This window comes from Haloplanus ruber (assembly GCF_024494725.1).
Classification (GTDB): domain Archaea; phylum Halobacteriota; class Halobacteria; order Halobacteriales; family Haloferacaceae; genus Haloplanus; species Haloplanus ruber.
This window is the reverse complement of sequence record NZ_JANHDK010000001.1, coordinates 928,936-947,799: the sequence shown is the minus strand read 5'-3', so window position 1 is coordinate 947,799 and position 18,864 is coordinate 928,936. Positions and strand designations below refer to the sequence as shown.

Annotated in this window: 18 protein-coding genes, 1 tRNA gene and 1 pseudogene; 5 read left to right on the top strand and 15 right to left on the bottom strand. The window is 63.9% G+C overall.

Annotated elements, in window-relative coordinates; all coding sequences use genetic code 11:
* Positions 1–86: 86 nt before the first annotated feature.
* The 7 genes from NO878_RS05010 to NO878_RS04980 form a co-directional block, all read right to left on the bottom strand.
* Complete coding sequence (locus NO878_RS05010) at positions 87–1,697, bottom strand: DUF7845 domain-containing protein (RefSeq protein ID WP_256404860.1); 1,611 nt, start codon at positions 1,695–1,697, stop codon at positions 87–89.
* A complete protein-coding gene (locus tag NO878_RS05005) occupies positions 1,694–1,891 on the bottom strand; it encodes a hypothetical protein (protein WP_256404859.1) in 198 nt (65 codons plus the stop codon). Before NO878_RS05005 ends, NO878_RS05010 begins: the two co-directional genes overlap by 4 nt.
* A complete protein-coding gene (locus NO878_RS05000) occupies positions 1,888–2,079 on the bottom strand; it encodes a hypothetical protein (protein WP_256404858.1) in 192 nt (63 codons plus the stop codon). The genes NO878_RS05005 and NO878_RS05000 overlap by 4 nt, the downstream gene beginning before the upstream one ends.
* Positions 2,076–2,762 (bottom strand): hypothetical protein, encoded by a 687-nt coding sequence (locus NO878_RS04995; protein ID WP_256404857.1) that lies wholly within the window; start codon positions 2,760–2,762, stop codon positions 2,076–2,078. Before NO878_RS04995 ends, NO878_RS05000 begins: the two co-directional genes overlap by 4 nt.
* On the bottom strand, positions 2,759–3,037 hold the full coding sequence (locus NO878_RS04990) for a DUF7123 family protein (protein WP_256404856.1): 279 nt from the start codon (positions 3,035–3,037) through the stop codon (positions 2,759–2,761). The genes NO878_RS04995 and NO878_RS04990 overlap by 4 nt, the downstream gene beginning before the upstream one ends.
* A gap of 101 nt (positions 3,038–3,138) precedes the next feature.
* Positions 3,139–3,315: transfer RNA gene (locus NO878_RS04985), tRNA-Trp, on the bottom strand.
* 40 nt (positions 3,316–3,355) lie between these two features.
* A complete protein-coding gene (locus tag NO878_RS04980; protein ID WP_256404855.1) occupies positions 3,356–3,577 on the bottom strand; it encodes a DUF5795 family protein in 222 nt (73 codons plus the stop codon).
* 199 nt (positions 3,578–3,776) lie between these two features.
* Between NO878_RS04980 and NO878_RS04975 the strand changes: the two genes are divergently transcribed.
* The 3 genes and pseudogenes from NO878_RS04975 (at position 3,777) to NO878_RS17245 (ending at position 5,231) form a co-directional block, all read left to right on the top strand.
* Complete coding sequence (locus NO878_RS04975) at positions 3,777–3,941, top strand: FmdB family zinc ribbon protein (RefSeq protein ID WP_256404854.1); 165 nt, start codon at positions 3,777–3,779, stop codon at positions 3,939–3,941.
* An 88-nt stretch (positions 3,942–4,029) separates the two neighbouring features.
* Positions 4,030–4,602: a response regulator gene (locus tag NO878_RS04970; RefSeq protein WP_256404853.1), complete on the top strand. Its 573-nt coding sequence runs from the start codon at positions 4,030–4,032 to the stop codon at positions 4,600–4,602.
* 225 nt (positions 4,603–4,827) lie between these two features.
* Positions 4,828–5,231, top strand: a pseudogene (locus NO878_RS17245) (DUF7475 family protein).
* Positions 5,232–5,246: 15 nt separating this feature from the next.
* Here the strand turns inward: NO878_RS17245 and NO878_RS04960 are convergent.
* Positions 5,247–6,641 carry an FAD-binding oxidoreductase gene (locus NO878_RS04960; RefSeq protein WP_256404851.1) on the bottom strand — a complete coding sequence of 465 codons (1,395 nt, stop codon included), beginning with the start codon at positions 6,639–6,641 and terminating at the stop codon, positions 5,247–5,249.
* 212 nt (positions 6,642–6,853) lie between these two features.
* Between NO878_RS04960 and NO878_RS04955 the strand changes: the two genes are divergently transcribed.
* Positions 6,854–9,025 (top strand): vWA domain-containing protein, encoded by a 2,172-nt coding sequence (locus tag NO878_RS04955; protein WP_256404850.1) that lies wholly within the window; start codon positions 6,854–6,856, stop codon positions 9,023–9,025.
* Between the two features lie 8 nt (positions 9,026–9,033).
* On the opposite strand, the gene NO878_RS04950 is transcribed toward NO878_RS04955, so the two are convergent.
* The 7 genes from NO878_RS04950 to NO878_RS04920 are packed head-to-tail and all read right to left on the bottom strand — an operon-like array spanning position 9,034 to position 18,185.
* Positions 9,034–9,819: a DUF7289 family protein gene (locus NO878_RS04950; RefSeq protein ID WP_256404849.1), complete on the bottom strand. Its 786-nt coding sequence runs from the start codon at positions 9,817–9,819 to the stop codon at positions 9,034–9,036.
* Positions 9,819–11,360, bottom strand: coding sequence for a DUF7266 family protein (locus NO878_RS04945; protein ID WP_256404848.1), 1,542 nt, complete (start codon positions 11,358–11,360; stop codon positions 9,819–9,821). The genes NO878_RS04950 and NO878_RS04945 overlap by 1 nt, the downstream gene beginning before the upstream one ends.
* 3 nt (positions 11,361–11,363) lie before the next feature.
* Positions 11,364–12,323 carry a hypothetical protein gene (locus NO878_RS04940; protein ID WP_256404847.1) on the bottom strand — a complete coding sequence of 320 codons (960 nt, stop codon included), beginning with the start codon at positions 12,321–12,323 and terminating at the stop codon, positions 11,364–11,366.
* Complete coding sequence (locus tag NO878_RS04935; RefSeq protein ID WP_256404846.1) at positions 12,317–12,931, bottom strand: DUF7288 family protein; 615 nt, start codon at positions 12,929–12,931, stop codon at positions 12,317–12,319. Before NO878_RS04935 ends, NO878_RS04940 begins: the two co-directional genes overlap by 7 nt.
* A 1-nt stretch (position 12,932) precedes the next feature.
* On the bottom strand, positions 12,933–13,388 hold the full coding sequence (locus NO878_RS04930) for a DUF7287 family protein (protein WP_256404845.1): 456 nt from the start codon (positions 13,386–13,388) through the stop codon (positions 12,933–12,935).
* Positions 13,385–15,415: a type II secretion system F family protein gene (locus NO878_RS04925; RefSeq protein WP_379823967.1), complete on the bottom strand. Its 2,031-nt coding sequence runs from the start codon at positions 15,413–15,415 to the stop codon at positions 13,385–13,387. The genes NO878_RS04930 and NO878_RS04925 overlap by 4 nt, the downstream gene beginning before the upstream one ends.
* Before the next feature lies 1 nt (position 15,416).
* Positions 15,417–18,185, bottom strand: coding sequence for a type II/IV secretion system ATPase subunit (locus tag NO878_RS04920; RefSeq protein ID WP_379823965.1), 2,769 nt, complete (start codon positions 18,183–18,185; stop codon positions 15,417–15,419).
* A 139-nt stretch (positions 18,186–18,324) separates the two neighbouring features.
* Between NO878_RS04920 and NO878_RS04915 the strand changes: the two genes are divergently transcribed.
* On the top strand, positions 18,325–18,858 hold the full coding sequence (locus NO878_RS04915; protein ID WP_256404844.1) for a cupredoxin domain-containing protein: 534 nt from the start codon (positions 18,325–18,327) through the stop codon (positions 18,856–18,858).
* Positions 18,859–18,864: the final 6 nt, after the last annotated feature.

The following is an 18,864-nucleotide window of genomic DNA, read 5'->3' as shown; positions in this document are numbered from 1 at the left end:
AGGACTCCACCTGAAATCGAGGTATTCGGAGCCGGTTTATAAAAGAAGGGAGCGTATGATGGTGATGCCTCTCACCAGTCGCCGCGCTACCAGGTGATCGTACGTCCCACGAAGCCGTCGTCGCGCTGTTGGCCGAGGATTTCCTCGGCTTCAAAGCGTAACTGGGCAAACGCTGCTGGATCACGCCCGGCGTCCATCCACGCAGAGAGTCCCTCCTCGAGGACCTCCTGATAGTCGGGAGCACCGAGCGAGGAGACGGTCGCGAGCACCGTATCGAACCGGAGCGTGCCGCAATCTCCCTCGCGATCCGCCTCCTTGAAGTCGGCGCCGTACTTACTCATCCAGCGCTGGATCGCCGAATCGGCCGACGACCGGGTCTCAACGCTCGCGAGTCGCGCCACGGCGTCAACACCGTCGGCGACAAAGTTCTCGATCCGCTCGACAATGCCGGTAATCTCCTGCTTGATCTTCTCAGAGTAGAGCCGAACAAGGCCGTTGTCGTTGACGACGAGGTCGCCGATCTCCTCAAGGGCGCGGTATACCTGACTCACCGAGTAACCGGCCTCGTCGGCAACTTCCTCGTAGTGCACCTCGCCGCCGTCGGTTGCGACCGTTTTCATGACGCTCCGCGCGCTCGGTGAGAGATCCTGCAGCACAGTCGTGATGAGATTCTCTTGCTCGGCCTTGAGCTGTGGCGTGGGGTCGTCGAAGATGCCAACCGACCGCTTAGTCTCACGAATCTCGAAGTGGTCGTCCTCAACGAAGACGGTTTGATCGGGAGCGGTTGGAACCCCAGCCCACCGAAGGGTGTTCAGCACCGTCTCGTCGAGTTCGCGCAAGAGTTTGTCGCGGTCACTCCACGAGACGGATTCGCCGTGGATCGAGGAGTGGAACGCGACACCGAACTTCGGCGAGGAGAGTGGGTCGTCGTCAGACTCCGACCTCCGGACGTGCTTCGGGTGGTAGCACTTCGCGCGCTTCCCGTAGCGGTGGTCGTCGATCAACTCTCTCGCCGAGACTGACGGGAGGTCGAAGGCGTGCCGTTTCCCGACGATCTCGGAGTTATCGCCCTTGTAGACCCATTCGGTTCCCTCCTCGCCGGCGAGGAGGTGCATGATCTTGTAGAAGACGCCGGTCGATTGAACGAGCTTCTTCGCGTACTCCCGGTTCAGTCGAACGTACAACTCGACAGTCGCGACGTTCGAGTCGGGACGAATCCGGTTGAAGTACTGCCGCGAAATATCGACACCGGCCTGGTCGGCGAGCTTCTGAATCGACTTCTGTAGGAGGTAGTGGTACTCCTCGAACGTAAGGTTCGACCCTTGAACGTGGACGTCGAGGCCCTCACCGCCACACCACGGGCGCTGCATGAGGTCACCGTCGGGTTTCCGCTGGTCGTCCCACCGGGGCGAGACAACGTAGTCAGCTTTCTTCTCGCCCGGCCCCTCGGCGTGGATCTGGTACTCGTAGGCTCGATCACCGCCGATCGAGTCGGACTTGCGAGGGGCGATCCCCGTCTCAGCGTTGTAGTTGAACCGGAGCGACCAGACGCCGTCAGAGAGTTCGACCGTCGTTTCGTCCCACCCGTTCTCGAACTCGTGCATAAGCTCTCCGAGCGCCCAATAGGGTGAGAGGCCGTCGTCGGTGAACCACCAGAACAGGTCGACCTCGTGGAATGCGGTTGCGATGAGGCTCACAATGATCGACCCCGATTCGACAGGTCGGTCCTCGTCCGCTCGGGAACGCCGTGGGGCGTGTAGACGCGCTCGCTGGGGCGGCGTGTTGAACACCGCCGACAGAGGAGGATCGCTACGTCACCCGACTCGGAGACGTACACGCGCGCCTCGGCGGCGGTGACGCGCTGCCCGCAGTCGTCGCACGGGCGGCTCACTCCGACTCACCTCCGTCGGTCGCGACGGATTGGTTCGAGGAAGTGGCGATCGCATCGACCTCGCCGTTGCCGGCGCCGAGCGGGACGCACTCGAGGCACGCCCACCCGACGCCATCGACGGGTCGGCACCGTCGAATCCGATCACAGTCGTCGCACGGGCCGAGGGTAGCGTGTTCGCGGAGGTTCATCGACGGCCCTCCCGTTCGAGCCGGTCGGTGTGTTGAAGCGCCTCGCGAGCATGGCGGCGGGCCTCCCGGTCGTCAGCGTTCTCGAGCACGGCCTGCAGGTGGCGCTCGATATCGTCGCCGGCGTCGAGGCCGCGAATCGAACCGCCGTCGGGGCGGAGCGCGTCGCCGTCGTCGGCCTCGTCGGGATCGGCGCCACAGTAGGGACATGGCGCCTCGGTGTTCTCAAGGAGGTATCCGCATCGGGGGCACTCCTCGCGACCGCCGTCGGTGGCGAGTTCGTCGGGACGAGCCGAGGCGGCCTCCTCTCCGTTTTCGTCGACGAGAAACTCACGGTCGCCACCCGTCCCGTGTTGGTACTCGCTCCGACAGCCGTCACACTCGAGTGCTCCGATATCCGGGACGACGTACCGGAGCGATCCGCCACAGTTGGGACACGTTTCGGCGCGAAGGCCACCGTCGTCGGCTTTGATGAACACCTCTCGGCCGCCGTCGGTCTCGGCTCGCTCGGAGTCGCGGCACCGGTAGCACTCGACTCCCTCGCCGCTCGTCACACGGCCGCAGGAGGGGCACTCGGGCTGTTCGTCGCGTCGATACTCCGCGCGCTCTGCGGCGCGCTCATCCGCCTTACAGTCGCGGCACAGTCGACCGATGCATCGGCGGCCGCACCGACGACACTCGCTCATCGGTCGGCCTCCTGGTCGTCGCGATCTTCGACGAGCCACGTCGTCGACCGACCGTTGTGCGACCACTTCTCGGCGTGGAGGTCGGCACGGTCGGCCGCGTCGACGAGGTTCCGGCCGATACGCCTCGCGTTCGCATCGAGATCGTCGCTCAGGTCGCGACTGTGAAGATACGCGAGGGAATCGTCATCGAGACGGTCGTCAAGCAGGTTCGCGAGGTCTTCAACGAGTTGGTCGGCCGGATATGGCGACGAGTCAGACTCGGCACGGACGGTCACGCCGAGTCACCTCCGTGACCGGAGGCTACTCGAGGTTTACCTTTAGTAAGCGTATTGACGGAATTCTGCGGCAAGAGCTTCCGAAATACTTTTTTGTAGTATGGGGTTGGAGGGATTTGAACCCCCGATCGACTGATATCTCCGGTTGCGCCTCGGTACTCCAGAGGGTCGTCGTCGCGCAGCGATGATCAGTCGCGCGCTCGGTATATCAGTCTGGAGTGTCGTCACCGGGCGTGGCCTCTGGAGTCAGTCGCCATGCCGGGCTTGGCCACAACCCCTCGATACTTCGTTACCCGAAGGACGGTAAAGGGATTTCGGTTATCGGTCGGCGTCGGCCCAGTCGCAGTCCTGGCACTTGTAGCCCGTTATCAGTTCGGTGACCGAGGGCATATACGAGACGGCCAGGACGTCGCCGCCACAGTCCGGACACACTTGATCGGCGTCCTCGATGCCGTCGGCTTCCATCGGTCGTTCGCCCTCGATCAGTTCGGCCAGGCGCTCGGGGGTCACCATGCGGCCCTGCACGACGCGGTTTGACATACGTTCACGCTATGTGCCGAGACAGGTAAGCCCTGTGTACCGACCGGGAAGCGGGAACGACCACCGACGAGCGGTCGGTGCCGATCTCTCTGTTGCCGACCGGTAGCTTTTGATACTATGGAGTGGTATAGACTAATACGTACACCACCGATATGCACGGGGTAACACTCGGTCAACACGGCGGCGAGGTGGGCTGGCTATGACCGCACCGTACAACTACGACGGGATGCTCGATTTGGGGCCAGCGGCGGGGTCGACGTACGTCTGCTCCAAGTGTGAATCGACGTTCGAGGACGACCTCTGTCTCTGCCCGGTCTGTGGAACCCTCACTATCGAGCGGCGCTCGCGAGCTGCGGACTCCTGAGGTGACGACGCGCAACCACGCTCAGCGGGAGAAATATCTTTTAGTGAGCCGTCGTTAGAGGTGGGTAGCCGGTCGATTCGGCGTCCACATGAGCTCACCACCCTGCGTCCTCGTCGTCGAAGACGAAACCGAACTGGCCGAACTGTTCGCCGAGTGGCTCTCGGAAGACTACGAGGTGCGCGTCGCGACCAGCGGCGAGGAGGCACTCGACCGGGTCGACGAGGACGTGGACGTGGTGTTGCTGGATCGACTGATGCCCGGGCTTTCGGGCGACGAGGTACTCGAACGGATTCGCGACCGGAACCTCTCGGTCAGAGTCGCGATGGTGACCGCCGTCGAACCCGACTTCGACGTCCTTGAGATGGGGTTCGACGACTACGTGGTCAAACCCCTCTTCCGGGAGGATGTCCGCCGACTCGTCCACGGACTCCTCGAACGCAACGAGTACGACCGGACTCTCTCGACGCTCTTTGCCCGCGCGTCGAAACTGGCGGCCCTCGAATCGCACAAGAGCGAGGACGAACTGAGCGAAAGTGAGGAGTACACCCGCCTCAGAGACGACTTCGAGCAAGCGCGGGACCGGATCGCGGAGCTGGAGTCCGAGATGAGCGAGGACGACTTCGAAGCGGTGTTTTACGACTTCAACCGGGTGGATCTGTGAAGTGCAATCCCTACGGCCCCGTGGCCACCCAGTGTGTCGACCCATTTCGATGATCGTACCAATCGGCCTTTGTTTCGTGGCGTTGACAGTCGATTGTATGGTCCGACCTACATCTGGGGTATTCACGTCCCCGTCGGCACTGGTGACCGACCGACGGGCCACCGTCGCGGCGCCACCGTGCGAGAATCGTCCGCCGACCGACGATCACAGTCCGGAGGGTGACAGATGAGCGTGAGCAACACGACGACGAGTGACTCACTCGTGGAGTTACCGGAGAGCCCCCTCGGCTACGTGGCCATCGTGTTGGCGCTGGTGACGGCCGTGATCCACCTGCGTCTCGCACCGCAGGTGATCGGGTTCAGACGCTCGCCATCCTCTTCGCGCTCAACGGCCTCGGGTTCCTCGGGGGCATCGGTCTCTTCCTGACCCGGTTCTGGCGGCGTGAACTCTACCTCGTCGCCGCAGTTTATGCCCTCGTCACGGTACTCGCGCTGTTTGCCTTCCAAGGGTTCGGGGTCGACGCCTTCTACATACAGGGACAGTTGAACCCGATGGCCGTCGTCTCGAAGGCAGTCGAAGTACTTCTGGCCGTCGTCGCTGGCCTCCTGTACGTGAATACGGACGCTTGACCGGCGTTTGGCCGGTTAGCTCTCCGGCCCGCCGAACACCTTACTGGGATTCATGATCCCCGCAGGGTCCAGTGCGCCCTTGATCGACCGCATCGCGTCCACGGCCGCCTCGCCGTGTTCGGCCACAAGGTAGTCCTGTTTACCGAGGCCGATACCGTGCTCACCCGTCGACGTGCCGCCGAGTTCGATGGCACGTTCGACGATGCGCTTCGATACCGTCTCCCCGTGGGCCACGTCTGCGGGGTCGTCGGGGTCGACCATGACCGTGTAGTGGAGGTTGCCGTCGCCCGCGTGGCCGAAACACGAGATGAGGAAGTCTTCCTGGTCGCCGAGGTCTTTCACGTACCGAACGAGGTCGGGATACTCGCTGATGGGGACGGTCACGTCGCCGGGAGTGAGCGGCGAGAGATTGTCGTCGTACGGCTCGAGTGCCTCCGCGAGTTCCCGCCGGGCCGCCCACAGGTCGTCCATTTCGCGCTCGTTTTCGGCTACGTCGAAGCTCGTCACGTCGTGTGCCTCGAAGATGGTCCGACAGAACTCGATTTCCTCCCCGATCCCGTGATCGGCGTGGAACTCCACGAACACCATCGGTACGTCCGGGAGGTCGGTGTCGAGGTGGGCGTTCGACATGGCGGCGCTCAGGCGGTCGATAAGTTCGATCTTCGCGACGTCGACCCCGGAACGGACGGCGTCGAAGACGGCTTCGGCGGCGTCGTCGAGCGTCTCGAAGTGTGCTCGCCCGCCCCTGATCTGCTGGGGTCGTCCGGCCAACTGGATCGTCACCCGCGTGATGACACCCAGTGTCCCCTCGCTGCCCACGATCAGGTCGCCGAGGTCGTAGCCGGCGGATGTCTTGGCCGCCTTGCTCCCTGTCGTGATGACCTCGCCGGTCGGGAGAACCACCTCCATTCCCAGCACCCAGTCGCTCACCTCGCCGTACTTGACGGTCTTCATCCCGCTGGCGTCGTTGGCGAGCATCCCGCCAATCGTCGAGATGGCGCCCGAGGAGGGAAGCGCCGGCAGGAACAGGCCGTGTTTCGTCACCGCCTCGTTCACCTCGTCACCGAGGATGCCCGGCTGGACGTCGATCTGCAGGTCGTCCGGGCGCACGTCGAGGACACTGTCCATCCGGTTCATATCGAGGGTGATGCCACCCTCCACGGGAACGGCGTTGCCCTCCAGACTCGTCCCCGCGGCGTAGGGCGTCACGGGGACGCTGTGTTCGGTCGCCGCGCGCAGAATCGTGGCGACGTCCGCCGTCGACTCGGGCCAGACGACGACGTCGGGCCGGACGCCGTCCTCGCGTGCGGTGCCCCAGTCGTGGGAGCGCTCCTCCCGGTCCGCGTCGCCGACGGAGTACTGATCGGCCGCTAGGCCCAGGTCGTCGAGGAAGGTGGTATCGTGTCGCATGCGTCGACCTACTCGGCCGAACCCAAATGCCTTGTTGTCCGTGTGGACACACCGCGCTATCGACGCTCCAACTATCGGCAGTGAGAATTCGCGCGAGGATTTATCAGCTTGTCCCCGATAAGAGCGGATATGAGAAACGGGGAGGACCGGTGGAACACGGGGGCGTCGACGAACCCGGACGCTCCGGCCACGGGCCGTGCGTGTGAACAGGCATGCCTCCGGGGCTGACCCGACTCGACGACCGCGGCGTCTCCGAGGTCGTCGGCTACGTACTGCTCATCGGCGTCGTTACAGCCGGCATCGTCTCTATCCTGTTGCTCGGCGGGTCGCTCGTCGACGATATCAAAGGCGACATCGGTGACGAGAGCACCGCCGTCTCGCTCGGAAGCGCCAACGAGCGACTCTCGGCGCTCTCGGGCACGCGGGTGAACTCGACGCGGTTCCAATTTCGAGGCGAGAACCCCAGCGACGTGCGCGTCCGGTCGAACGCGTCGGCGGGGCACATCCGATTGGCGATAAACGACGGTAAGTGTGCCGCGACACTTCCGCTCTCCTCTATCGAGTACGAACGTGGGGGAGGAAAGGGAGTCATCGCACTGCAGGCTGGGGGTCGGTTCACCAAGACGGCCAGCGGCGAGTCGAGTGCCGTGGTCGAACCGCCGTCGCTCACCGCCACTAACGGGACCATCGACATCACGACCTACGATCTCGAAGGGAGTGTGGATGACTCGACGGTGCGGATCCGAAAGAACACTTCGCTGTCCGCATCCCAGGGTCTCGATGCCGAGAACCAACTCAGATCCGGCCACCCGTCCTGTAGTCGTCCGGACAACGCGACGATCACGGTCCAATCGACGTACTACCGCGCGTGGGCCAGCTATCTGGAGGGGGAGACGGGCGTCGCCGTGACCACCGACGCCGGCAACGAGACGGCACGGGTTCATCTGGATCAGAACTGGCTCCCGAGGGCGGCCAACGACTCGGCGAATCAGGTCGTCAACCTGAGTGACGACAGCATGGCGTCGGTCATCTCGGACGGCGCGCCGGTGAGCGCTCCCGCGTACAGTTACAGCAGCACCACGGACAACCTGCAAGTCGACAAGGGCGTCGGCAACAACTACACCGCCATCGCCGTCCCACTGGGCAACGGGACCCAGTCGAGTTACATCCGCGACGTCGACGGCGACACGGTGTATCGACAGCCACTCGATGTCGTCTTTGTCATCGACGAGTCGGGGTCGATGGCCAACTCGGCCGCGGGTGGAGGCAGCAAGTCGGCGGCTGCGAAGCGGGCGGCCAAGAACTTCACCGCGGAGATCAACACCACCACCGACCGCGCCGCGTTCGTCGGGTTCAACTACACTGGCACGTACCACCGGGTCGATGGCTCGGAGCGCTACTTCACGAACGACACCGCCCGTGCCAACGCCACCATCGACACGTACGACGACGACGGCGGGACGGCCATCAACCTCGGACTCGACAAGGCGAACACCGTCCACGACTTCGGCGAGCGGCCGGGCACCCGGAAGGTAGTCATCCTGCTTTCCGACGGCAAAAACAGCGACGCGAGCGACGACGGTCCGACCGTCGCGCAAGCCGAACGAGCCGGCGAGAACAACGTGACGGTGTTCACTATCGGATTCGGGGAAGAGAGCGACATCGACAAGCAACTTCTCAAAGACGTGGCGTCGGAGACGGGCGGCGAGTATCGGTTCGCTGACAACGCCACCGAACTCAACGGCATCTTCCGGAACATCCTCTCGAACATCACGAGTGTGAGTGCCATCGTTCATCGGCCGACGACCGGACAGCTCTCTATCGGCGGACAACGAATCCGCCCGAAGCTCGGCTACTCGAACCCGAACATCAACCGAATCAACGGCTCCTACGACATCAACGACCCGCGGTATCGCGGCGGCTTTGAGTTCTCGGCTTCCGCGGCCGACGGGAACCTCATCAACGTCTCTGCCGTCTCCTACGAGTGCAAGCCGGGAGCCTACCAGCTGACCGACGTATTCGTCACCAACTCGACGACCAACCGGACGTACCGGCGAGTCCGGTGTACGGATGTGGACAACTCGACCAAACAGGTGGTGAGTCCCGACGAGGCGGAGGTGTTCCTCGACGGCGCGAGCGTCAGTGAGCTACCGGACGACGACGAAACGTGGTACCAGTCGGACCTGCAAAACGACACGCTCGCCCCGTACATCTCCGGCGGCGAACTCGACTTGCGGAGCAACGAAGCGATCATCCTCTTCAAGTACACGACCGGTGGAGAGACGAGCCGGATCGTCTTGCGCTATCAGATCGGTCTCAGCAAGTCACAGTCGGCCGTCGACGTGTTCGACGTAAAGACCGTCGCCGCGACGGTCGGTGACTGAGAGCGGCGTCAGGTTATCAGTTCGATGCGCACGCGCACCACCTTCACCGTGACCTGACTCACGGTACAGGAGACGGTGTCGGTGCCGGTGGGCGAGAATCCACGGTCGATCAGCGCCTCGCGCCAGGCGGCTTTCCACGGTCCCGATACCGTGAGCGTAACGTTCGTCGCCGTCGGTGCGGGCCGAGTCGTCGGATATCTGAGGCGGTCGACGGGTGCCGGTGGCGACGACTGCACTTGCCGGGCCTCGACGGTCACCGGCCCTCCACCCACGCCGGTTCCACCTGACGGGACGAGTTCGACGAGTGTGATGACAGCGACGTCACCCTTTGGCGAACACTGGATGGTCTCGGGACCCGAGACGAGCGTCGCCTGCTGACCGTCGCCACCGCGAGCCAGTACGCCAGAGCCGTACGTCGTGTTTCGCCCCTCGAAGGTGTATCTGAGCGTCCGCGGGTGATACGTCTCGTCAAAGCTCGTGCCCGCACCGGTGGAGACGGTCACTCCGACCTGCGTCTCGTTGACGACGGCAAGTTCACCCCCACCGAGGCCAACCGAGTCGCGGTACGCGGGTCGTTCACCGGCGGCAATTTCGCCGATCCCCCCACCGACGGCCCGGATCGCGCCGGTCGAGAGTTCGGCCTGCTGGAACTGCTGGACGTCCTGCAGAGAGTTGAGGCCAATCGTCGTCACCAAGCCGGCGGAGGTGACGATGAGCGCGAAGACGAGGACGAACGCGACCGTGTTACTGACCGCGCGGTTCGTCGACCCGGATGGGGGATGAGGTGGTGACATCACGAGAATGGATTGACCGTCTCGGTCGTCGTGTCCTCGTCACCCGTGTCGTCGACGACGGTCACCCGAATCGCGTCCACCTCGGACTCGTACTCACCGAGTGGGAGGTACCCGGTCGCCTCGTCACCGTACGGTGAGAGGTCGGCCGAACGGGTCCGCAACACGTCCCCGTCGGCGTCGAGGACCTCGACGGTCACCGAGTCGAGATCACTGTCCGGGTCCTCGAGTTCCAGATACACGCGAAGGTCGTTGCCAACGGTGTACGGGTCCGCCTGGCTGATAATCGGTGGATCGCCCGTGCCACCACCGCCGCCACCGCCGAGGCCGGTTTCGATATCGAACTGTGAGACGTAGTTTCGCTTCGTCCCCTCGATCTCGTAGCGGAACGCCACCGTGACGTTCTGGCCGGACATCCCGAACTGCCCGCTCGGCCCGTAGAACTCGCTCATTTCGACCGACACCTGTTCGTTGCTCGACAGCGTGATCGGCGCTTCGAAGTCGGCGATACTCCCCGACTCCTCGATGCGGAGGGTGTCGTCAGTCACCGCGGAGGAGTCGATAACGATCTCGTAGCCGCTCTCGAGGCGGTCGATATCGGGGTTCTCCGGGTCGATGAACACCTCCGTGATTGTGATGGACTCCGTGTCGAAGGTGTTCTGGATGTCGAATCGGACGCCGGCGCTCTCGCCGTTACTGTCCGGGTCGGTCACCATCTTGTTCCCCGCGAAGACCAGGCCCGACACCCGAAGCAACCGGGTGACCGAATCGTTCTCACCGGCGGCGTCCTCGACGAAGAGGCGGACGTCGTACCGGCCGGGATCGGCGTAGGTGTGGCTGACCGTCTTCGCCTCGGTCGCGTTGCCGCTCTCCTCGTAGGTGCCGTCACCGTCGAAGTCCCAGCGATAGGTGAGGTTCCCGGCACCCGAGCCGCCGACGTCGGCGGTGAAGGTGATGGGTTCGGTCGCCGAGGGCGGAGAGGGACTGTAATCGAAGCCGGAGACAACGATTGAGCGGTCGACCCCCAGGATCGCGCTACTCGACGAGAACGCGGGATCGACGCCGCTTGCAACCCCGATGTTCGGGTCGACGGACACGTCCGCGTCGGCCGACGCGGCGGGATCACTTCCTGCGGCGACGACAACCGTGATCGATCCGGGGCGGGACCGGTCGACCGACACGGCGCTTCGGTTGTCGAGCGGCACGGTGACCGGCGACGAGAGCGACGAATCGGGGGCCGTCAGTTCGAGACAGGCGTCACCAGGGGGACAGTCCACGACCGTGACGTAATACCTCGTATCCACGACGGTCGCCGGAATCTCCATCCGGCGAGATACCGCCGCGCCGTCGTCGCTTGCCGCGTCCGCCGCCGCGATACTCGCCCCGATCCGTTCGCCGACGATTTCTAGCTCTTCCCTGACAGTCTCCCGTCGCTGGTCGTCGACGAAGCCCGACGCCGAGATGAGGAGCCCGCTCACGAGTATCGTCGAGATACCGATTGCGAAGACGTAGGTGAGCGCCGGTGCAGTCCCACGGTCGTCCACGTGTCAGGCCCCCCTGTAGACCGTGACGTTCTGGGTGTTCTCGTAGGACAGCGCTCCGGACTCGTAACCGGTCGTGATTGTCACGTTCCACGCCGCGTACGTGTTACACGGCTCGGTGCCGCCCGTACAGTCGGGCCGTGCGTTGAGAGCACCCCAGTTCGTCGGGCGAGTGTCGGTGACAATGCCGAACTTGCCGACGGCGTTGTCACCCTGTTCGAACGTGACGGTGTACGGTCCGGTCAGTCGGTCGATGCCGGGCCCGAACGCACAACTGGAGGTGAACGACTCCCCAGTGGTGAGGTCGATGACGGATCGGTTCCCGACTGGATTACAGGTGCCTCTCCCGAGTATCGTGGCCCCCGTCTCCGAGTCTACCTCGACACTGAGAACCGAGGACCCCGTCGTGTTGCGCGTAAAGGTGTACGTCGTATCCGGCGGGTCCGCCCCGGTTCCGTTCTCGACACGGACGACGAACGACTCCCCCTTGTCCATCGCGGAGAGGTTGAAGTTGAACACGAACCAGCCGAGGTCACTCGGCTGATCGACCGGGTGCCACGGGCTCGCTCCGCCCATGGGACCGTCCGAGTGCCGGACCGTGCGGGTCCCCATCCGCGCCGCGCCGTCGTATCTGACCGTCGCCGCCGCGCCGCGACTGCCGGCGTACGTCTCCGCCATCAGCCCACTGTAGTTTGCCACCGCGTCGTCGACGCTCGCGTTCAGCGCCGCCCGACTGGCGTAGTAGGGCTGGTCGTGGTTCACTCGGATCGTAATCGCCCGGGCGTTACGCCGGGCTTCCCGGTTCAGTTCCGTCGCTTCGGCCGTGCTGTCGCCGACCGAACCGGTCGTCGCCGGCCGAGCGGTCAGTTGCGCCGAGTAGACGGCCACCAAACCCAGGACGATGAAGGCGATGGCGATGGCTCCGATCAGCATGATCTGGCCACGATCACGACTGTCGTTCACCATACGGTCACACGCACCTCCACGACGTTGTAGACCGCCCCCGTGCCGGCGTCCGGAATCGGATAGAAGCCGTCGTCGTCGTCGGTCGCGTTCGTGTCGTACTCCGACAGCGGCCGCGGCCCGGCACGTTCGCCGGTGAGTTGCATATTGTCGTAGAGCGTGACCGTGTGTCGAGCCGTCACCGCGTCGGTACCGGGCGTTCCCTGATAGAGGAGGGGTTCTGTCCGCCGTGGCGCCGTCCCCGGCTGGTGATAGACGAGGACGATGTTGTACGTCAGCCCACGCGCGCTAAACGTTCGCTCGAACGCGTCGTCGAACAGTGCCGAGGGTAACGACTGGCTCCCGTACCCGATAGTGCGGTCCTGTGCGCCGATGAAGGTCCGGTTGAGTGGGTCCCAGTACCGGACGGCGTGGGAGAGACCACCTTCGTCGGCGCTCGCTTGCGTTCGAAGGATGTCCTCCGCCTGGGTCCGGATCGAGTCGTCGCGGCTGGCTGTGCCGCTGTCCGGGGGGGCGACGACCGTCTGGAGCGCCAGCAACACTGCCGTCAACACGACCGCCGCCGCGACGAACCCCTCGAGTGTGAACGCCTGGCTTCGCGATTCCGTCATCTTACCACACCCTCACGACCAGTCGGTAGCGGGTCCCTGCCAGTCGAACGATACGGGTAGACGTCGCGCCGACCTGGTCGGCGTACTCCTTACCGGCGGTGGCCCCGACTCCGCCGCCGAGATCGTCGACAGTGATCCCTTCCAGTGTCTCGAGCGTGACGTTTACGCTCGTCGTTCCGGCGACGCTGTAGTTCGCTTCGATGTCGGCCCCGTTCTCGTGGCCCGCGAAGAACGTTCGCGTCCGCGTCGCGTTCAACTCGCCGGCACTCCCCTCGTCGGAGAGGTCCGTGAGGAGCGACGAACCCAACCGGTCGGCGGTGTAAGAGCGCTGTTCGACCACCGCGTCGCCCATGGCGAGCGTCGACGGGAGGTAGGCGAAGACGAACAGCACGGCGAGGAGGAAGACGCTCACACCGATGGCGAAGTCCTGCTGGGTCTGGGCGCGGTCACGGCTCATCCAACCACCAACCAGACCGCCAGCGCGATGGTTTGCAGAATCACTACGAACTTGATCCCCGCCATTAGCTTCGCCGTCCGGATGTACCCGCTGATGATCCCCGAAAGGATCGCCTGCAAGGTTACGGCGTGGAAAAACAGCAACGACAGGAGCTGCGTGTCGATTCCGCCGCCGAACTGCTGGGCGCCGCTCCCGCCGCCGCTTCCCGAAGCCTGCTCGGTCAGCCCCGCCATCACGTCAAGGAACTGCGTTTTCAGGATCGCCATCACGCCCAGAAGCGTCAGGTAGGTCATCAGGATGATCGCCACCTGCATGCGGGTGCGCGACCGCCGCTCGCGCTCGATGTCGTCTTGATTCTCGCTTGCCTGTGCCGCCGTCGTCAGGACTTGCGTGATCTGACTGGAGGCCTCCTGAGCCTTGCTGATGAGCTTCACCGTCCGCGCCAGCCGCGGGACGTGATACTTGTTGTTGAACTCGACGAGCGCGTTGCGGAGGCTCATCCCGTAGTTCACCTTGGCGTAGATGACGTCGAACTCGTCGGCGAGTTTGCCCGAGGAGGTCTCCGCGACGGTGTCGATCGACTCTAGGAGCGTCTGCCCGGTGTCGTTCGCGCTCGATAGCTTCCGCAGGTTGTCGGAGAGTTTGCCAGTGATCGCCGCCCGCGTGCGGACGTTCCACTCGTGAAAGACGCCCAGCGGGATCAAGACCACGTAAAGCGGCACGTAGATCCAGACGAAAGTGCCCCAGACCGGCGCCTGCACCATGCCACTCCACGTCGTCGGTGCCGCCCCGCTCACCCCGGCGAAGGCGAGCAACACCAGTGCCGCGGGCGCGGTCAGGGCGAGGGTAAAGGCCGGGTGGTCGCGAAAGAAGTGGTGTGGCTGCCGCAGGAGCTGTTTCGTCCGGAAGGTTCCCTCGCGGGACTTGATATGATCGAAGATTCCGAACTCGCCTGCGTACCGTTCGATCAAGCCGAGATGAAAGAGTCCGTCGTCACCGGCCCCCGGCACGCGGTCGCTCACGTCCGAGGGATTGAGGTAGCCGTCCCCCGGTTCGTCCTGTTTCACCGTCGAGACCAACACCAGGAACATGACGCCCGTGATGGGAATGAGGCCGTACACCGTCGCGTACAGCATGAACGACTGGGCTTCCCCGAGCATGCTCATGATGACGAGGATGATGATGAGCAAGAGCGGAAACAGCGAGAGGGTCATATACATCTCACCGAACAGTTCGAGGGTGTCGAGCGTGACCTCCTGTTGCTGTTTGGCCGTCCGCATGTGTTTGTCTTTCTTATCGGAGAGAAACGCCTGCATGTTCCCGCCGGAGTTGACGATAGAGAGCATGTCCGTCAGGAACTGCGAGAGGTCGTCGCTCGGCGTCTCGGCGGCCTGATCCTGAATGGCGTTCCGGTAGTCGGTGCCGAAATACTCCGTCTCCTGGACGATGCTCTGGAACTCCCGGGCCACCTCGCCGTAGGTGTCCTCGGCGCGGGCCATCGCCTGCAGAATCTCCAACTGATTGAGTCCCCCGACCGACAGCGCGTACATGAACGAGATGGAATCGGAGAGGAGCATGTTGATCTCTCGTTCCCGGCCGGAGGCTCGCGAGTAGGGGATGCCGACGAGGGTTCCGAACCCGGCGACGAATCCGAGCGACCCCATCACGACCCCGACGATTCCGATGACGAGCGGAACTTTCAACTGCTCGATGAGTCTGACGACCGTCTCGTTGGGGATTCGCGCGCCGGTCGAGAACAGCTCCGGCGAGAGGATGCCGAACGCAAAGAGACTGTAGCCGACGGACGTGCCTACGAGCCACAACACGAGGCCGAGGAGCACGCCGACCGCGAGGGCCCGTGAGAGATAGAGTTCGACCGTCGTCGCCATCCGAGCTTGGACGAGCTTTGTCTCCACGTCGCTCACGAAGTCACCCTCCTCGTCGAACAGCCGTCGGAAGAGGGGGTAGAACAGGTCACCGAGGCTATCGACGCTCCGATCTAGGCCAGTGCCGGTGTCGAGGCTCACGTCAGTCCTCCCGGTCGGCGTCGGTCACGTCGCCGAACCCCCAGTCGTCGATGTCGGCCTCGCTATCCTCGTCCGCGTCGATGTCGAGACCGGACTCTGACTCCTCGTCCACGTCGATATCGAGGTCGGACCCCGAGTCCCAGTCCTGGCCACGGTCGAGGTCGGGGTCCGGATCGACCGACACCTCGTCGTCGGTGTCGTCCGCCGCCCCCGCCTCCTCCCCGGCCTCCCACGGCTCCTCGGTTCCCGACGAGTCGAACGAGATGCCGAACTCCTCGTCGGGGTCGTCCGCGAACGGTCCCGATTCTGTGGGGTCGGCCCCGTCCGATTCCGGAGCCGTCGTGTCCTGTGACCCGCTCGGGACGTCGATGTCCTGGCCGGTATCGGCGGTGACGTCCGCGGCTCGATCCATCCCCGCGAGCGCCGTGTCGATCCCTGCTACGTCCTCGTTTCGGTACTCGTCGAGCAGTTCCGTCTCGGCACGGTCGAGGATGTCGGCACACAGTTCCAGCCTCGCCTCGGTCGGGTCCGGGCGAGGGACCATCGCCTCCTTCTCCGGATCGATGTCGATCAGCACGGACTCCATCTCGCGGAGATCCTCTAGACTGCGTTCGAGCCGATCCTCGGCCATGAGCGCGAGGATCGTCTCCTCGTCGTTGATGAACGCCTGGACCGTGGCGGCTACCTGCGTGTACGTGTTCAGGCCGTTCTCGATGAGGTACGCGAGGACGACCTGTCGTTTGAAGAGTTCCTCGTCGAGGGTTTCGCGGGTCCACCCACGGTCGAAACGAATCTCCTCTAAGGTGTTGGAGTCGCTCATGCGGAGGAACTCGTCGGTTTCGGCCTGCCACTGGTAGACGTCTTGGACGTTGATTTCGTCGTTCTCGGCGTCGTAGAAGTTGATCTCGGTGAGGTTCTTGTTCCGGCGGACCTTCCGCCCCTCGACTCTGGTCTGGGTCTGGATCGACACCAGATCCAGCGCCGTGAACATGGTCTTCGAGACGTTGATCGGTTCGGTCGTGAACCGCTTGAGCACCTCGCCCACACTGTCGGCGTGGAACGTCGTCAGCGTCGTGTGCCCGGTCGACATGACCTGAAAGAGGGTTCGCCCCTCCTCGCCCCGGATCTCGCCCATGACGATGTACTCGGGACGCTGGCGGAGCGCAGCCTCCAGCAGGTCGAACTCGTCGACTTCGCCTTGCTCGTCGTCGGAAAAGGAGGGCCGGGTGACGGAGGCCACCCAGTTGCGCTGTGGGAGTTCCACCTCGCGGGTGTCCTCGATGGAGACGATCTTCGAGTTCGAGGGGATAAACAGGGAGACGGCGTTCAGGCTGGTCGTCTTCCCCGACGCTGTCCCGCCGGCGAAGATCAGCGACTTGTTGTTCTCGATGGCGAGCCACAGGTACGCCATCTCCTCTAAGGAGAACGTCTTCCAGTTGATGAGATCCACGGGCGTAAACGGGACGTCCTTGAACTGGCGGATGGTGTAGTTGGTGCCGTGGTCCGACACCTCCTTGCCGAGAGTCAACTGGGCACGGGAGCCGTCGGGCAAGGTCGCGTCCACCTGCGGGCGACGCTTGCTGATCCCCTTGCCGGACCGCTGAGCGAGTTTGACGACGAAGTCGTCGAGTTCGGTCTCGCCGTGATAGACGTTGGAGATGATCTGCTCGTAGTCGCTGTGGTAGACGAACACTGGCGAGTTGTAGCCGTCACACGAGATGTCCTCGACGTTGATATCGTGTTTGATAGCGTCGATCCGCTCGTAGCCGATGAAGTCCCGCTTGAGGTAATACAGGAGTTTCTCGACCTGGTACTCCGTGAGGTCGCTCGCGTCCTCCGCCATGACCGCGGGTTCGGGACGGGCCGCGATGCCCTGAATCTCCTCGTCAACCTCACTCTCGGGCTGCCAACCCAGGCGGGAGAGGAGGCGTCCGGCGGTCCCGTCGCCGTCGTCGACGCCCAGTTGGCTGGCGATGGTGTCGAGTAGCCCCGCTCCCGACGTACGGGCGTAGAGGTCGTACCGTTCGAGCAGGGAGAACGTCTCGTCGCGGATGACCCGTTCGCGCTCTTCGAGGCCACCGGCGACACCCACGTCCGTGTACTTGATCGCGTTCTGGAGTTTGGCGGTCAGGAACTCGACCAGTTCCTCCTCGATGGGCGTGGTGTGTGGTTGGACCACGTAGTATTTCTGCTCGTTTTCCTTCAGCGAGCGGAAGATGACGACGTAGGCGTACGGCTTGTTGACCCAGTATCGGTCTACCTCCACGAAGTGCGTCTTCTTCTCGATGGGGACCGTCTTCTCCATGTCGTACCGGTTGGTGACTGTCGTCGCCCCGAACTCGTCGCTGAAGAAGGCGTCTTCGTCGATATCCTCGTCGACCGACACCGTCCGCTCGTCGACGAGGGCCATCAGATCCTCGGCGACGTCCCCAGCCCCCGACAGCACCCTCTCGGTCTCCGCGGGATCGAACCCGAGCGTCTCCGTCGGATCGAACGGAATCGGCGTTCCTTCCCCGTCGGTCGGCGGGGTACCGTCGGCGTCGTAGTAGAACTCCTGCTTGTAGTCCTCCCACGACCAGAGATCCTTGACGACCGGCGTGCCGTCCGCTTGAACCTGTGAGACGGCGGCATCGAGCTGCGTCGCCGCTTCCTGACCCGCGGCGAGCAGTCCCGACAGCCGTTCGACGTCGACCGTCTCGTGGCCCGGGCCGACGGTCGTCGCGCCGTCGAGCTCCCCCGACTCGGAGCTCTCGGCGTCGTCGATTGCCATTAGCCGTCTCAGGGTGTTCGCGAATATAAACTCTGGTGGCCGATCTAGTCGGCTGATAATTGGAACCCACCGTGGTGTCGGTGTCGAATAACCTCGAATGTTTTTTGAAGGGGCCTCACTAAGCGGACGCTACGACATCATGACATTCAGTCGCAGGAAGATCGTCGCGGCCGCCGCCGGACTCGTCGGGTCGCTCGCCGGCTGTTCGGGCGGCTCTGGCGACGGCGGCGACGGGTCGACGGAGACGGAGACGGCGACGGCGACGGCCACCGAGACGCCGACGGCCACGGCGACGCCGACGCCCTCGGGGCCGCCCGAGGACGCCCCGGAGTTTACCATCACCAACGAGAACAAGACGTTCATCCCGATGGTTGCGGAGGTAGAGCCGGGAACCGTCGTCACGTGGACCACCGAGAGTCTTAGTTCTCACAGCGTCACCTCCATGTCGCCGTCGAGTTCGACGAGTGGGCGACGGGCTTGGAACCCCGAGGTGGCCTCCGAGTGGGAGCTAGACGAGGACCTCGGTGCCGAGCAAGTCAGCCACTACTTCCCCGAACCGGGCGTCTACGAGTACAAGTGCAATTACGACTTCGGCCACATCGGGGGCTGTGCGGCCGTCGTCGTCGGCGACCAGGACTACGACCAAGAGATGCTGCCCTGCGAACCGCAGTAGACACGG

Excerpts from the sequence above, each read along its gene's own strand:
- NO878_RS04930 (WP_256404845.1), bottom strand. The coding sequence starts at position 13,388 with ATGAGCCGTGACCGCGCCCAGACCCAGCAGGACTTCGCCATCGGTGTG.
- NO878_RS04950 (WP_256404849.1), bottom strand. The coding sequence starts at position 9,819 with ATGTCACCACCTCATCCCCCATCCGGGTCGACGAACCGCGCGGTCAGT.
- NO878_RS04980 (WP_256404855.1), bottom strand. The coding sequence starts at position 3,577 with ATGTCAAACCGCGTCGTGCAGGGCCGCATGGTGACCCCCGAGCGCCTG.
- NO878_RS04975 (WP_256404854.1), top strand. The coding sequence starts at position 3,777 with ATGACCGCACCGTACAACTACGACGGGATGCTCGATTTGGGGCCAGCG.
- NO878_RS04970 (WP_256404853.1), top strand. The coding sequence starts at position 4,030 with ATGAGCTCACCACCCTGCGTCCTCGTCGTCGAAGACGAAACCGAACTG.
- NO878_RS04960 (WP_256404851.1), bottom strand. The coding sequence starts at position 6,641 with ATGCGACACGATACCACCTTCCTCGACGACCTGGGCCTAGCGGCCGAT.
- NO878_RS05000 (WP_256404858.1), bottom strand. The coding sequence starts at position 2,079 with ATGAACCTCCGCGAACACGCTACCCTCGGCCCGTGCGACGACTGTGAT.
- NO878_RS04935 (WP_256404846.1), bottom strand. The coding sequence starts at position 12,931 with ATGACGGAATCGCGAAGCCAGGCGTTCACACTCGAGGGGTTCGTCGCG.
- NO878_RS04940 (WP_256404847.1), bottom strand. The coding sequence starts at position 12,323 with ATGGTGAACGACAGTCGTGATCGTGGCCAGATCATGCTGATCGGAGCC.
- NO878_RS04955 (WP_256404850.1), top strand. The coding sequence starts at position 6,854 with ATGCCTCCGGGGCTGACCCGACTCGACGACCGCGGCGTCTCCGAGGTC.
- NO878_RS04995 (WP_256404857.1), bottom strand. The coding sequence starts at position 2,762 with ATGAGCGAGTGTCGTCGGTGCGGCCGCCGATGCATCGGTCGACTGTGC.
- NO878_RS04920 (WP_379823965.1), bottom strand. The coding sequence starts at position 18,185 with ATGGCAATCGACGACGCCGAGAGCTCCGAGTCGGGGGAGCTCGACGGC.
- NO878_RS04915 (WP_256404844.1), top strand. The coding sequence starts at position 18,325 with ATGACATTCAGTCGCAGGAAGATCGTCGCGGCCGCCGCCGGACTCGTC.